Origin of the sequence: Janthinobacterium sp. PSPC1-1 (genome assembly GCF_049897625.1) — a bacterium.
GTDB lineage: Bacteria > Pseudomonadota > Gammaproteobacteria > Burkholderiales > Burkholderiaceae_D > Janthinobacterium > Janthinobacterium tructae.
Genome location: NZ_JAFCWP010000002.1, coordinates 220,948 through 235,199, shown reverse-complemented (window position 1 = coordinate 235,199; position 14,252 = coordinate 220,948). Strand labels below are relative to the sequence as shown.

Below are 14,252 nucleotides of genomic sequence, written 5' to 3'. Positions count from 1 at the left end.
CCCCGCTAAGCCGACCTACCCGACACTCACATATTCCGGAACAGCGCCATGAAAGGCTGGCTCACGGCCAGGGTTTCCGGCCGCGTTTTCAGGCGCAATACACCGCGTCCCACCTCGTCGCGTGTGACCGCCGCCACCATCTTCATGTTGACGATGGTGGAGCGGTGAATCTGCTTGAAAATCGCCGGATCGAGCACGTCGAGCAGTTCGCGTATCGGCTTGCGCAGCAGCGCCTCGCCGTCCGCCGTCATGACGGCCGTGTACTTGGTGTCGGACTGAAAATAGGCGATATCTTCCACCATGATCAGGCGCGTGTCCTTGCCGCTGCTGGCCGTCAGCCACACCAGCGGCGGCGACTTGGCCGCCGCCGGCAAGGCGCGGCTCAATTGCTGCAGCAGGCCGGCCAGCGCGCCGTCACCCGCCTGGGCCTTGCCGGCCCGCACCTGCAGGCGCTGCAAGGTCGCTTGCAGGCGCTCACGGGCGATGGGTTTCAATAAGTAATCGACGGCGCCGTTGTCGAAGGCATCGATCGCGTACTGGTCGTAGGCGGTGACGAACACCACCTGGGTGGCGGGACTGGCTTCGAGCGCGCCAGCCGCCACTTCCAGCCCCGTCAAACCCGGCATGCGGATATCCAGGAAGGCGACGTCGGGTCGCAGGGTGGCGATGGCGTCGAGCGCCGTGCCGCCGTCGTCGCAGGCGGCGACGATGCGCAGTGTCGGCCACTCTTCGGTCAGCAGGGCCACCAGCGCATCGCGCAGCAGGGTTTCATCTTCGGCGATGACGCAGGTCATGCCGCTCAAGGTTTCATCCATACGACACTCCTTGCGCCGTGCTGTCAGGCACCGTGATGGTGGCCGTCACACCATCGGGGAAATTGGCGACGATGGCAAACGCGGCGGCATTGCCGTAGGTCAGGCGCAGGCGTTCGCGCACATTGCGTAAACCAATGCCCGTGCCGGCGCCATCGTCGCTGAAACCCTTGCCGTCGTCGGCCACCGTGACGATCACCGTGCCATCGCCGCTGCGCGCCATGATCCAGATGGTGCCGCCGCCGCTCTTCGGCTCCAGGCCATGCTTGATGGCGTTTTCCACCAGGGTTTGCAGCATCATCGGCGGCAGCTCTGCCTGGCGCAGGTATTGCGGTACCTCAATCTGCAGGTTCAGGCGCGCGCCCATGCGGATTTTCAGGATATCGAGGTAGGCGCGTGCCCGTTCCAGCTCCGTGCCCAGGGTCGACATGGCTTGCTCCGTGCGCGGCAGCGAGTGGCGCAGGTACAAAATTAGGTTGCCCAGCATCTCGTCGGCGCGCACGGGGTCGCTGCGTGTGAGCAGCTGCGCGCTGGCCAGGGTGTTGTACAGGAAGTGCGGCTCGACCTGCGCGTGCAACAGGCTCAGCTTGGCCACCGTGAGTTCCTTTTCCGTCACCGTCTGGCGCGCCTCGGCCTGCTCGCCGCGCCGGCGCTGCGCCACGCGGCGCGTCATCGCCCGCGTCACCGCTTCCGCGTTTTCCAGGTTGCTGCCATGGTCGACGAGGAACCAGTCGGTCCAGGCATTGCGCGCCGGTTCGCAGATCAGGGTCACGCTGCCCGCCTCGCCATTTGGCGTGACGGTGGCGAGGATCTGGTTCGGCCGCGGCTCCAGAAAACCCAGCAGGCGCATGCGGGGCAAGCCCGTGTGCGTGTACGGCGCCGCGCGGCGCACTCTAGCCTGCACCTGCAGGCTGTCGCGCGCGCTTTCGACCACTTCGCTGCCCGGCAGTTCGCGGATGGCCGCGTCGATCATGTCGAACGCCTCGCCCGCCTCGAACGGGATCTCGATCTGGCGCCGCTGGCGGCTCGACAGGGTGCCGGCATTGACGGCGCCGGCAATCAGGCGCACGCGCCGCACGTGCGAAAACGCATTCGTGATGACGGCGCCGGCCAGCAGCGCCCCGACGATGACAAAGAAGCCCTCCGTATTCCCGAAGATATAGCGCAGAAAATTCTCGACCAGAATCGCCGTAGCAATAATGTAAGTGAGCATCGTGGCCAAGGTGATGCGCAGGATAAAGAAGAGGCTAGTCATGATTTTTTCCTTGGGGTTTGAAGTGGGCCCAGCATAACCATCGCCCCCGGCGACGGTGGCCATTATGCGACGGAAGGGCAATACTGGCGACAAAGGCAAGAAAATAAAGCACAAATATGCGTCGCCTGAAAATAAAATCGCTTGCAATTAAATAGTGCGCGATATATATTGAGCACATGGACGCCGGCAATCGCTTCTGCAGACGGGCATCCTGGGGCAGCAGCCCATGAAACAAGTAGCACACTATTTAGTCGTTAACTATTTAATTTACTCAAGGAAACCATCATGTCGATCAAACAAGTCCTGTACCGCGCGCAAGCCACCGCCACCGGAGGCCGCGAAGGCCGTGCCGTGTCGTCCGACAATGTGCTGGACGTCAAGCTGACCACGCCGAAAGAACTGGGCGGCAATGGCGCTGTGGGCACCAATCCGGAACAACTGTTCGCCGCCGGCTACTCGGCCTGCTTCATCGGCGCCATGAAATTCGTCGGCGGCCGCGACAAGATCGCCTTGCCGGCAGACCTGTCCATCGAAGGCAAGGTCGGCATCGGCGCCATCGACACGGGCTTCGGTATCGAAGTGGAACTGACAATTTCGCTGCCGGGCATGGAGCGCGCCGCCGCCGAAGCGCTGGTCGCCGCCGCCCACATCGTGTGTCCTTACTCGAACGCCACGCGCGGCAACATCGACGTCACCCTGACGATCGTCTGAGCACACCTGGCATAAGCTGCTGCGCATCGCGCTTTGCCATCAAAACCGCACTGCCATGAAGGCAGCGCGGTTTTTTTTGGCTATGTCACCGTCAGATGTGGGAATTCTCCCAGCGTTGCTTTCAATAACGTTTCTGCTGACCGGATGCGCCTGGCGTCGAGTATCCAGCGCCATCCCAGGTAGTTCGGCAGGTAGCGCGTCGCCACGCCGTGAAAGGGCCGTAGCCATTCGCGCAAGCGGCTGTGATACGCATTGACGTTCTGCACATGCGCGGCGCCCCGCACACGGATGCCAGCGCGCAAGTTGACGGCCGCGTGGCTGATGCCCGCTTCCCTCGCAAAAGCCCGGTAAGCGGCATGGCCGTCGCTTACCAGCAGGATATCCTGGTCGATGACAGGCAACAAACAGCGGTGCAGCTGCGCCTTGGTCAGCGCGCCTTTGCCCGTGACGAAATCGAGGGTCTGCCCTGTGCGGTCGCGCGCTACCAAAATGCAAACTTGCTCGTTCGATATGCCGCGCTTACGGGCATGGCCGCCCCGGCGGCGGGCTGGACGCGTCATCTGTCTGGATCCCTTTTCCGATTCCAGCAGATAGCACTCGTCGGCCTCGGCGATGCCATGCAGGCCCTGCGGCCGGTCCGTCTTGGCGACGCGGAGAAAACGGTGCCGCCAGCGAAACGTGGTGTTGCGGTGCAGTCCCAGCTGCTGAGCGGCCTGGCGTACCGAGGCGGAGTCGAGCAGGCAATCGGCATAGGCGAGCCACAGCGCCTTGTGGCGCAACCTGGCCAGCGGCGTGCCCGTCAAGGCATTGAAGGTGCGCCCGCAGGATACGCAGCGGTAGCGCTGCAGGCCGTGCGCATGGCCATGCCGGTGCAGGTGATTCGAGTGGCAGGCGGGACAGGCCAATCGCGGCCGCGCCACGCTTTCCAGCAATGCGATGGTCGCGTCGTGTGGGGCGTTGCCACACAGCAGGGCTATGCCTTGCTGCCGCTGGCGTCGGTTCAACTGAGCAAACTGCGCAATAAAGCCGGTCCATTCGGCTGGCTGCATGATCTGCTCCCTGTGTGGTGGGTATGCAGAGTCAGACAGCACCGCCAAGGGAAGATTCCGGCATTTCCCCTATTTGCCGAGGACAGAGCCTTTTTTTTCACGTGTACCTTTAGAATGGCGCTCTTTTCCTGATTTTTCCGGAGTACGCATGATCGCCTGGCAATGGAACACGTTCGACGAACTCGGCCCCCACGCTTTGTACCAGGTGCTGGCCTTGCGCCAGCGCGTGTTCGTCATCGAACAGCAGTGTATTTACCCGGACCTCGATGGCCATGACCAGCAAGCCATGCACTTGCTGGGCTGGCAAACGGTCGATGGCCAGCGCCGGCTGGCCGCGTATCTGCGCGTGCTGGCGCCGGGCGCCAAATACGTGGAAATGTCGCTGGGCCGCGTGCTGACGGCGCCCGAGGCGCGCAGCACGGGCGCCGGCAAGCGGCTGCTGGCGGAAGGCATCGCACGCGCCGAACGCCAGCACCCTGGCCACGCCATCCGCATCGGTGCGCAGCAGTACCTGCAGCGCTTCTACCAGTCGTTCGGTTTTGTCACCGTCAGCGCGCCCTACGACGAAGACGGCATACAGCACATCGACATGCTGCGCGCGGCGCAGGCGGCAGCATGACGACGGCCCTCATTTCCTGGAGCGGCGGCAAGGATTCCTGCCTGGCCCTGTGGCGCGCGCGCAACGCCGGCATGCGCGTGCCGCTGCTGATCACGGCCATGGATGAAGATGGCCGCAAATCGCGCTCGCACGGCGTGCCGCCTGAATTGCTCGAAGCGCAGGCAGCCAGCCTGGGTGCGCGCCTGCAGCGCTATCACGCCAGCTGGGCCAGCTACGAGGAACAATTCATCGCCATGCTGCGCGCGGCGAAAGACGAGGGCATAGCTCACGCCCTGTTTGGCGACATCGATCTGCAGCCGCACCGCGACTGGGAAGAAAAAGTCTGCGCTGCGGCCGGCCTGACCGCCCATCTGCCCCTGTGGGGCGAAGCGCGGCGCGCGCTGGTCGACGAATTTCTCGCCGCCGGCTTCAAGGCCATCGTCGTGTGCATCAATGGCCGGCACCTGCCACGCGAGTTTTGCGGGCGCGAGTTCGACGCTTCCTTCCTCGCCGACCTGCCGCCCGGTGTCGACGCCTGCGGCGAAAACGGCGAATTCCACACCTTCGTCTACGACGGTCCCGCCTTCAGCGCCCCGGTGGCGCTGCGCCGCACGCAGGTGCTGCAATATGACGCGCCAGCCGATCTGGGCGGCGCCACGTATTACTTCCAGGAACTGGCGCCAGCCTGACAGAGACAGAGCCCGCAAAGCAAAAAGGGCGATTCCGTGGAATCGCCCTTGGTATTGCCAGCCCTGCGCGGGCTTACTTTTTCGACACGTTTACAAGCTTGACTTCAAACAACAAGCCCGCGTAGCCGGGAATCGCCGTTGGCTTGCCCGCCTTGCCATAAGCGAGGTCATACGGAATGGACAGGATGCGGGTGCCGCCCACCTTCATGTCGACCAAGCCGCGGTCCCATCCCAGGATCACGAGACCCTTGCCCAGCTGGAAAGGCAAAGCCGGGCCAGACATGTTTGTCTCGAACTGCTTGCCCTTGTTGTCCGGCTTGCTCGCGTCATACAACCAGCCCGTGTAGAGCACATCCAGGGTATCGCCCGCCTCCGCTGTCAGGCCGGTGCCGACCACCACGTCGGAGAAGGTGAGTTTCGGCACCTGCGTATTCGGGTCGAGCACGACCGGCTTTTCCGTGTTTGCGGCGGCGCCGCAGGCGGTCAGGGCCACTGCACAAGCGAGCGTGGCGATCAATTGAAATACCGATTTCATGGTTTCCCTTTAAATATTGGTGTGTGACTGGGGCCCGTACGGTGCGGACCGGTACGGGCTGGAGTTTAACAGGTGTCGCCGGGCCTATTTGTAAGCAGACGTAAGCACGACGCTGAATGGTGCGCCGATGCAACGCTGCCAAAATGGCCACAATATCTAGATTTCCACCTGCGTGCCCAGTTCGATCACCCGGTTGCTCGGGATCTGATAGTAGTCGGCCGCCGTACGCGCATTGCGCGACATGGTGACGAACAGGTGCTCGCGCCATGGCATCATGCCGGCCCCCGGCGTCGAGATGATGGTCTGGCGCGCGATGAAGAACGACGTTTCCATCATCTCGAAATCGAGTCCCTGCTCGGCGCATTGCGCCAGCGCCGCCGGAATGTCCGGTTCATCCTTGAAGCCGTAATGCACATTCACCTGGTAGCACTGGTGGCCCAGCTCCACCACGCGCACGCGCTCGGATGGCAACACCCACGGCTCTTCATGCATGAAGACGGTGAGGAAAATGACGCGCTCATGCAGCACCTTGTTGTGCAGCAAGTTATGCAGCAGCGCATGCGGCACGCCATCCGTTTCGCCGCGCAGGAAGATGGCCGTGCCGGGCACGCGCAGCGGCGGCGCGATGAACAGCGACGAGAGGAATTCGTTGAGCGGGATCGCGTGCTTTTCCAGGTTCTGGAACACCAGTTGGCGGCCCCGTTTCCAGGTCAGCATGATGATGAACAGTACGGCGCCCAGCAACAGCGGGAACCAGCCGCCGTGGAACAGTTTCAGGGAACTGGCCGCGAACAGGTTCACATCGATGATCAGGAAGAAGCCCGTGGCGGCCCAGCACAGCAGCAAATTCATCTTCCAGCGGTAGCGGATGACGAAGAAGGTCAGGATCGTGGTGGCCAGCATGGTGGCGGTGACGGCGATGCCGTAGGCAGCGGCCAGCTTTTCCGACGAACCAAAACCGACGACGGCCATCAGCACGACGGCCAGCTGCAGCCAGTTCACGGCAGGAATGTAAATCTGGCCGATTTCGCTTTCCGACGTGTGGCGCACTCGCATGCGCGGCAAGAAGCCCAGCGCGATGGCTTGCTTGGTCATCGAAAAGGTGCCGGAAATGGTCGCCTGCGAAGCGATCACGGTGGCCATGGTCGACAAAATCACCAGCGGATACACGCTCCAGGCGCCCAGCTGCTGGTAGAACGGATTGGAAATGGCTTCCGGGTGCGCCAGCAGCAGCCCGCCCTGGCCCAGGTAGTTCAGCGCCAGCGCGGGAAAGGCGATCAGGAACCAGGCCATGCGGATCGGCTTCTTGCCGAAGTGGCCCATGTCGGCGTACAGCGCCTCGGCGCCCGTCAGTGCCAGCACCACGGCGCCCAGCGACAGGAAGGCGATGCGGCCATTGTCGAGCAGGAAAGCCACCGCGTGCAGCGGATTGACGGCGGCCAGGATGCCTGGCGACTTGATGATGTTGAGCACGCCCATAACGGCGAGCGCGACAAACCATATCAGCATGATGGGAGCGAAGAAGCGGCCGATGCCGGCCGTACCGTGCGACTGCACCGAATACAGCGCCACCAGCACGGCGATCGTCAGCCACACCACATACGGGCTGAAGGCGGGCGTCGCCACTTCCAGGCCTTCGATGGCCGACAGCACCGAAATGGCCGGCGTGATCACGCTGTCGCCATAGAACAGGGTGGCGCCAAACACGCCGATCACCATCAGCGGCACATGCCAGCGCGACGACTTGCTGACGGACGACAGCACCAGCGCCATCAGGGCCATGATGCCGCCCTCGCCGCGGTTGTCGGCACGCAGCACCAGGGTCACGTACTTCAGCGAGACGATCAGGGTCAGGCCCCAGAAGATCAGCGAGACGATGCCCAGCAGGTTGTTATGCGTGACAGACAGGCCGTGGGCCGGGTCGAATACCGTTTTGAGGGTGTATAGCGGACTGGTGCCGATATCGCCATAGACGATGCCGACGGCAGCCAGTGTCAAGCCGACCAGGCCGCTTTTTTTGTGTTCCGACGTCAAGATTGCACCCGTTTTTGTTTTGTTGCATCGCACAATATGATAGGTATTAGCAAATAGCAAGAGTATTTTTGCATGGTTCCGCAGCTGCCCCAAAGTCGTGGTTTTGTACCGCTCCGCCTTGCTGCGCGGGCTTGCGGCCATTGATTTGTTGCCATTCTACGCCTCGCCAGCGGCGCCGGGCAGCCCCCGATGTTTTCAGCCATAATGACAGACTGTCTACTCTCCAGCGAGCCCCATCATGAATCCAGGCATGTTGTACGCCTCCCTCGCCTTCCTGTGCTGGGGCCTGTTTCCCCTGTATTTCCATGCCATCGGCGAGATCGCACCACAGGAAATCCTGGCGCACCGCATGGTCTGGTCTCTGTTGTTTCTAGGCATCGTGCTGACCGTACGCCGCCAGTGGAGCTGGCTGGGCAGCCTGAAAGCGCAGCCCAGGGTCGTGGCCAGCTTCGTCGCCAGCGCGTTTTTGCTGTCCGCCAACTGGTTCATCTATATCTGGGCCGTCAACAATGGCCACGTGGTCGACGCCAGCCTCGGCTACTTTATTACGCCCCTGATCAATGTCATGCTGGGCTTTATGCTGCTGCACGAGCGCTTGCGCCGCCTGCAGTGGCTGGCCATCGGCCTGGCCGCCTGCGGCGTGGCCTGGCTCACCTGGCAGGCGGGGCAAGTGCCGTGGATCGCCCTGCTGCTGGCGGCCACCTTCGGCGGCTATGGCTTGCTGCGCAAGACGGCCGCGCTCGGTGCGCTGGAAGGCCTGTCATTCGAAACCTTGATTTTGTTTCCCCTGGCGCTGGCCTACATGCTGTGGCTGGCCTGGCACGGCCAGAGCGGCTTCGTCAATACAGATTCCACCGCCACGCGCGCGCTGCTGCTGGCGTCCGGCCCCATCACGGCCATTCCCCTGCTGCTGTTTGCCGCCGGCGCGCGCCGCCTGCCGCTGGCCGTACTGGGCTTATTACAATACATCGCCCCCACGGGCCAGCTGCTGATCGGCGTGTGGGTTTTCCACGAATCGTTCACCCAAGAGCGCATGCTGGGCTTCCTCGTCATCTGGACGGCGCTGGGCCTGTATGCGGCCGAGGGGCTGTGGAACAGCCGCCGCGCGCGCGCCATCGCCTAGCCTAGCCTTGCCCTTGCGGCCGTTTCCGCAGCGCGCAGCGCTGGCCGGAAGCGGGCGTTTACCGTATCCTGTCCGTCTTTGTATATCACCCGAGATTTCTAATGGCAAATTACGTCTACACCATGAATCGCGTGGGCAAAATCGTCCCGCCCAAGCGCCAGATTCTGAAAGATATTTCCCTCTCCTTCTTCCCAGGCGCGAAGATCGGCGTGCTGGGCCTGAACGGCTCCGGCAAATCGACCCTGCTGAAAATCATGGCTGGCATCGACACCGACATCCAGGGCGAAGCCGTGCCGATGCCGGGCCTGAACATCGGCTACCTGCCGCAGGAACCGCAGCTGGACCCGGAAAAAACCGTGCGCCAGGAAGTCGAATCGGGCCTGGGCGAAGTATTTGAAGCGCAAGCCAAGCTGGAAGCCGTGTACGCCGCGTATGCCGAGGAAGACGCCGATTTCGACGCGCTGGCCACGGAACAGGCGCGCCTGGAAGCGATCATCTCGACTTCCGACGGCGGCAATTTGAATTTGCAGCTGGAAATGGCCGCCGACGCGCTGCGCCTGCCGCCATGGGATGCCAGCATCGGCGTGCTGTCCGGCGGTGAAAAGCGCCGCGTGGCGCTGTGCAAGCTGCTGCTGTCCAAGCCCGACATGCTGCTGCTCGACGAGCCGACCAACCATCTGGATGCGGAATCGGTCGACTGGCTGGAACAATTCCTGCTGCGCTTCCCTGGCACCGTGGTGGCCATCACCCATGACCGCTACTTCCTCGACAACGCGGCCGAGTGGATCCTGGAGCTTGACCGCGGCAGCGGCATTCCATGGAAGGGTAACTACTCGACCTGGCTGGAGCAGAAGCAAGCCCGCCTGAAACAGGAAGAATCGACGGAATCGGCGCGCCAGAAGGCGCTGCAGAAGGAATTGGAATGGTCGCGCCAGAACCCGAAAGCGCGCCAGGCCAAGTCGAAAGCCCGCCTGGCCCGCTTCAACGAGCTGTCCGAGCACGAGTACCAGAAACGCAACGAAACGCAGGAAATCTTCATTCCCGTGGCCGAACGCCTGGGCAATGACGTCATCGAGTTCAAGAACGTGTCGAAAGCGTTCGGCGACCGTTTGCTGATCGATAACCTGAGTTTTACCGTGCCGCCAGGCGCCATCGTCGGCATCATCGGCCCTAACGGCGCCGGTAAGTCGACCCTGTTCAAGATGATTACCGGCAAGGAACAGCCGGACAGCGGCGAAGTGGCCATCGGCCAGACGGCGCGCGTGTCCATCGTCGACCAGAATCGCGGCGACTCGCTGTCGGACAGCAAGACCGTCTTCCAGGACGTGTGCGGCGGCGCCGACATGTTGACGGTTGGCCGCTTCGAAATGCCGTCGCGCGCCTACCTTGGCCGCTTCAACTTCAAGGGCGGCGACCAGCAAAAAATCGTCGGCAATCTGTCCGGCGGTGAACGTGGCCGTCTGCACCTGGCAAAAACCCTGCTGATGGGCGGCAACGTCCTGCTGCTCGATGAACCGTCGAACGATCTGGACGTGGAAACCCTGCGCGCGCTGGAAGACGCCTTGCTGGAATTTGCCGGCAGCGTGATGGTCATCTCGCATGATCGCTGGTTCCTCGACCGTATCGCCACGCACATCCTGGCATTCGAAGGCGATTCGCAGGTCACCTTCTTTGACGGCAACTATCAGGAATACGAAGCCGACAAGAAGAAACGCCTCGGTGACGAAGGCGCGAAACCAAAACGTATCCGCTACAAACCGCTCAGCGTATAAATCGGTTGCAGCAATACAAAAAGGCAGTTACCTCGCGGTAACTGCCTTTTTTTTCAGCACTTTTCTAAGCAATTAGAAATTGTAGCGCGCGCCCAGGGCCAGGCCGGTAGCCTTGCGGCCCTGGTCGGCACTCTTGCCGAAGTGTTCCACTTCCGCCGTCAGCGAGACTTTCTCGTTGATCGCGTACTGGGCACCGACGGAAGCGTACACGCCCGTCTTGTCGTTGCCGCTGATGCCGGTCGACAGGCCCGTGCCGCTCAGGCTATTCTTGACCTTGGCCACACCGAGCTTGCCGAACACGCCGACTTTCTCGCTCACCGGCATGCTGGCCTTGCCGGCCAGGTAGTAGCCGTGCGAATCGCTTTTCACGGAACCGTTGCCGGCGCCGGTGACATAGCTGTAATCCTTGCTGCCGAAATCGGCATAGCCGCCCTCGACCGCCCAGGTTTTATCGAAATCGTAACCGGCGAAGACCTTGGCGCCCGCCTTGTAGCCGCTGTGATTATCGGCGCTGGTGGCGCCAGGAATATCGAAGTTATAACGGTTGCCCGTGACGCCGGCACCCACATAGGCGCCTTCGGCGTGCGCGGCGCTCATGCCGGTCAGTGCAGTAGTCGTAGCGATCATTGCAAACAGGATTTTCTTTTTCATCATGTTCTCTCTCTCAAATAGTTGACGTGCCTGGATTCGCAGTTCAGCGAAGTGCGATGACTACACAATAACAGCCGAAAAAAGCTACGTCTTTCTCCATTCCGTAAGAACTGTGACAAGATGTAAGCGGACATTTCAAACTGACAATGACCATAAAATGCGCACCGTTGAGCGAACTTAAGATAGACTTAAGAGAAATTTGAATTTCAGACGAACAGGAGAAGTGCATGCACAAACGCCAGTTTCTCGCGGCCGGCGTGGCCGCTGCGGCCCTGCCCGCCATCGCCCTGGCGGCGCCCGCCAGCCTGCGCGGTCCGGCCTTGCTGACCATCACGGGCAGCATAGCCAAACCCAACCGGGGTCCGTTCGACGCCGTGCGCGACCAGATGATGCACAAGCAGAAAATCAGTTTTGAGCGGGCGCGGGCATTCGACTTTGCGGCGCTGGGGAACTTGCCGGCACACACCATCCACCCCACCCTGGAATACGATGGCAAGGCGCATGCCCTGCGCGGGCCGCTGCTGGTCGATGTCTTGAGGGCGGCGGGCGCCCCGGAGGGAGATGATGTGCGCCTGCTGCTGCGCGCCGTGGATGGCTATGCGGCGGCGCTGACCATGGCGCAAGTGCGCGCGCAGCGTTTTATGGTCGCCACCCACCTCGACGGGCAGGCGATGGCGCTGGGCGGCCTGGGACCGCTATGGGCGATCCATGATGCCGACCGCATCGCGGCCGTGGCGGCACTGCCCCTGGCCGAGCGTTTCGCCAGTTGCCCGTGGGCGCTGTATCACATCGGTGTGGAGGCGGGTTGAGCTGACTTGCAACGTCAGACAAAATCGTAGCGAGCGGCAGTGATTTGTGGTCGAGAAGCATAGCCGTGCTTGAGCACGGTGAGCATCGCCGGCCGCAAAGCGCGACGCGCAGCAGGTTTTGATAGGCGTTTAGGCGTAGGCTTCCGCCATCGACATGACCCTTGGTGCGATGGTGATGCCGTGCTCCTCGAACAGGACCGTGATGGCCGCCAGGTTGAGTGTGCACTCCTCGGTTTTCCAGCCCTTGAAGATATCCGTGCCATCCTTCTGGAAATGTAAATCCAGCACCTTGCCCCCATCCTTGTGCAAGTAGGGGGAACTATAGGTGTTCTCGTAGCCGAGCACCTTCAATTGTCCCAGCAAGGCATGCGGTGGATGATCGGGATCGGTGGCGAGGAAAATGCCAAAAGTCTTGCCCGGTGGTTTGGCGGCGATGTCGACTTCATAAATGCCGGGGGCCTTGCTGACAGACGTACTCTTTAAAAATAACATACTACACTCCCTGCGCGTGGTGTCCTGCGCCGAAAACGGACGGCAAGACATGGGCGGTGCGCAATGATTCCCATCGTCAAATCTTATTGCTAATTTGCATCTTTGTCGACAAATCGGCACTTTTATTTGGTAAGTCGTGGTTATCTTGTCGCGGATACCAGCGTAAATTGTCAATAAAGCCAGTTATCATTGCGCCAATACCCGCCCTGCTGCATACTTTTGGATTGCGTCACGATTGCCTTCCCGCCTGCCACTTTCACGTCTCCATGCGCCTTCTGTCGATCAAGTACCGCCTGCTCATCCTCCTGACCCTGATCCTGGGGGCGGGCTTCATGGCCACCAGCCTGGCCAGCTACCTGGCCTCGCGCCAGGCCATCGAGCATGGCATCGCCGACCAGACCTTGCCGCTGACGGGCGACAACATTTACTCGGAAATCCAGAAGGACATGCTGCGCCCCGTCTTCATCTCCTCGCTGATGGCGCACGACACCTTCGTGCGTGACTGGATACTCGCTGGCGAAAGCAACCCGGCGCAGATCGTGCGCTACCTGGCCGAGGTCAAGAAGAAATACGGCGCCATCACCAGCTTTCTCGTCTCGGACAAGAGCAGCAAATATTATTATGCTGAAGGCACGCTGAAATCCGTCAGCCCGGAAGCGACGCGCGACCTCTGGTACTACCGCGTGCGCGCCATGGACAGCACCGATTATGAAACCAATGTCGACGTGGACATGGCCAACCGCGACAGCATGACCATCTTCATCAACCACCGCGTTTATGATTACGATGGCCAGTTCATCGGCGCCACGGGCATCGGCCTGACCCTGGACACCATGAGCCACATCATCGACCGCTACCAGGCGCGCTTCCACCGCAACATCTACTTTGTCGACGGCGCCGGCGCCCTGGTATTGGCGGGCAAGACCATGCGCGAGGGTCGCGGCAACATCCGCAATTTGCCCGGCGTAAGCAGCATTGCCGAGCAGATCATCAACCACCAGAGCGCACCGACGCACCTGTCGTACCAGCTGGGCCGTGCGCAAATCCTCGTCAACTCGCGTTTCATTCCCGAGCTGGGCTGGTATCTGGTGGTCGAGCAGAATGTCAGCGACGAAGTCAAGTCGCTGCAGGGCGTGTTCATCCTGAATCTGGCCATCAGCTTTGGCGTCACCCTGCTGGTATTGCTGCTGACCCTGTTGACGGTGAACCGCTACCAGCGCCGCATCGAACGCATCGCCTCGACGGATGCGCTGACGGGCTTGCTGAACCGCCAATCGCTGGAATTGCTGTTCCAGCGCGCCATGCTCTTGTCCAAGCGCAACGAGCAACCGATGTCGGCCATCCTGTTCGACATCGATTTCTTCAAGCGCGTCAACGATACCCACGGCCACCTGTGGGGCGACAAGGTCATCCGTGGCGTGGCGGACGTGGCGCGCGCCACCGTGCGCGAAAGCGACGTCATCACGCGCTGGGGCGGCGAGGAATACCTGGTGCTGCTGAATAACTGCAGCCTGGCGCAGGCGCTGGACGTGGCGGAAAACCTGCGCGCCGCCGTCGAGCAGCACGATTTCGGTCTGCCCGCGCCGCAGCTACCCGTGACGATCAGCCTGGGCGTGGCCGAGTACCGGCGCGACGAAAGCGAATCGGCCTTCTTTTCGCGCGCCGACAGCGCCCTGTACCAGGCCAAGCATCACGGCCGTAACGGCGTGCACGCCGCCTGAT

The 14,252-nt window shown here is 61.8% G+C and carries 14 protein-coding genes; 7 read left to right on the top strand and 7 right to left on the bottom strand.

Annotated elements, in window-relative coordinates; genetic code table 11:
* Positions 1-26 precede the first annotated feature (26 nt).
* Both ACP7EG_RS08595 and ACP7EG_RS08590 read right to left on the bottom strand, forming a co-directional pair.
* Positions 27-815: a LytR/AlgR family response regulator transcription factor gene (locus ACP7EG_RS08595; RefSeq protein ID WP_426087302.1), complete on the bottom strand. Its 789-nt coding sequence runs from the start codon at positions 813-815 to the stop codon at positions 27-29.
* On the bottom strand, positions 808-2,067 hold the full coding sequence (locus ACP7EG_RS08590; protein ID WP_426087301.1) for a sensor histidine kinase: 1,260 nt from the start codon (positions 2,065-2,067) through the stop codon (positions 808-810). Before ACP7EG_RS08590 ends, ACP7EG_RS08595 begins: the two co-directional genes overlap by 8 nt.
* A 285-nt stretch (positions 2,068-2,352) precedes the next feature.
* Here ACP7EG_RS08590 and ACP7EG_RS08585 point away from each other — a divergent pair, with 285 nt between their 5' ends.
* The gene (locus ACP7EG_RS08585; RefSeq protein ID WP_071079944.1) at positions 2,353-2,778 is read left to right on the top strand and encodes an organic hydroperoxide resistance protein; all 426 of its coding nucleotides are present in this window, start codon (positions 2,353-2,355) and stop codon (positions 2,776-2,778) included.
* An 80-nt stretch (positions 2,779-2,858) separates the two neighbouring features.
* Here ACP7EG_RS08585 and ACP7EG_RS08580 read toward each other — a convergent pair whose 3' ends face one another.
* Positions 2,859-3,827, bottom strand: coding sequence for an IS1595 family transposase (locus tag ACP7EG_RS08580; RefSeq protein ID WP_426087300.1), 969 nt, complete (start codon positions 3,825-3,827; stop codon positions 2,859-2,861).
* Positions 3,828-3,975: 148 nt separating this feature from the next.
* On the opposite strand from ACP7EG_RS08580, the gene ACP7EG_RS08575 reads away from it, so the two are divergent.
* Together ACP7EG_RS08575 and ACP7EG_RS08570 are read left to right on the top strand one after the other, a co-directional pair.
* Entirely contained in the window at positions 3,976-4,446 is a 471-nt protein-coding gene (locus ACP7EG_RS08575; RefSeq protein WP_426087299.1) for a GNAT family N-acetyltransferase, read from the top strand.
* Complete coding sequence (locus ACP7EG_RS08570; protein ID WP_426087298.1) at positions 4,443-5,114, top strand: diphthine--ammonia ligase; 672 nt, start codon at positions 4,443-4,445, stop codon at positions 5,112-5,114. Before ACP7EG_RS08575 ends, ACP7EG_RS08570 begins: the two co-directional genes overlap by 4 nt.
* Before the next feature lie 73 nt (positions 5,115-5,187).
* Here the strand turns inward: ACP7EG_RS08570 and ACP7EG_RS08565 are convergent, their stop codons facing one another.
* The gene (locus ACP7EG_RS08565; protein WP_426087297.1) at positions 5,188-5,649 is read right to left on the bottom strand and encodes an FKBP-type peptidyl-prolyl cis-trans isomerase; all 462 of its coding nucleotides are present in this window, start codon (positions 5,647-5,649) and stop codon (positions 5,188-5,190) included.
* A gap of 156 nt (positions 5,650-5,805) precedes the next feature.
* Positions 5,806-7,683, bottom strand: a complete 1,878-nt coding sequence (locus tag ACP7EG_RS08560) for a potassium transporter Kup (RefSeq protein ID WP_426087296.1) — start codon at positions 7,681-7,683, stop codon at positions 5,806-5,808.
* Positions 7,684-7,921: 238 nt separating this feature from the next.
* Here ACP7EG_RS08560 and rarD point away from each other — a divergent pair, with 238 nt between their 5' ends.
* Together rarD and ettA are read left to right on the top strand one after the other, a co-directional pair.
* The gene (rarD, locus tag ACP7EG_RS08555; protein WP_426087295.1) at positions 7,922-8,806 is read left to right on the top strand and encodes an EamA family transporter RarD; all 885 of its coding nucleotides are present in this window, start codon (positions 7,922-7,924) and stop codon (positions 8,804-8,806) included.
* 101 nt (positions 8,807-8,907) lie between these two features.
* Positions 8,908-10,578, top strand: a complete 1,671-nt coding sequence (ettA, locus tag ACP7EG_RS08550) for an energy-dependent translational throttle protein EttA (RefSeq protein ID WP_099761103.1) — start codon at positions 8,908-8,910, stop codon at positions 10,576-10,578.
* Positions 10,579-10,650: 72 nt separating this feature from the next.
* On the opposite strand, the gene ACP7EG_RS08545 is transcribed toward ettA, so the two are convergent.
* On the bottom strand, positions 10,651-11,232 hold the full coding sequence (locus ACP7EG_RS08545; RefSeq protein WP_071079950.1) for a porin family protein: 582 nt from the start codon (positions 11,230-11,232) through the stop codon (positions 10,651-10,653).
* 224 nt (positions 11,233-11,456) lie between these two features.
* Between ACP7EG_RS08545 and ACP7EG_RS08540 the strand changes: the two genes are divergently transcribed.
* Positions 11,457-12,038, top strand: coding sequence for a molybdopterin-dependent oxidoreductase (locus ACP7EG_RS08540; RefSeq protein ID WP_426087294.1), 582 nt, complete (start codon positions 11,457-11,459; stop codon positions 12,036-12,038).
* A 129-nt stretch (positions 12,039-12,167) separates the two neighbouring features.
* On the opposite strand, the gene ACP7EG_RS08535 is transcribed toward ACP7EG_RS08540, so the two are convergent.
* Complete coding sequence (locus ACP7EG_RS08535) at positions 12,168-12,530, bottom strand: hypothetical protein (RefSeq protein ID WP_426087293.1); 363 nt, start codon at positions 12,528-12,530, stop codon at positions 12,168-12,170.
* A gap of 266 nt (positions 12,531-12,796) precedes the next feature.
* On the opposite strand from ACP7EG_RS08535, the gene ACP7EG_RS08530 reads away from it, so the two are divergent.
* Positions 12,797-14,251, top strand: a complete 1,455-nt coding sequence (locus ACP7EG_RS08530; RefSeq protein ID WP_426087292.1) for a sensor domain-containing diguanylate cyclase — start codon at positions 12,797-12,799, stop codon at positions 14,249-14,251.
* Position 14,252: the final 1 nt, after the last annotated feature.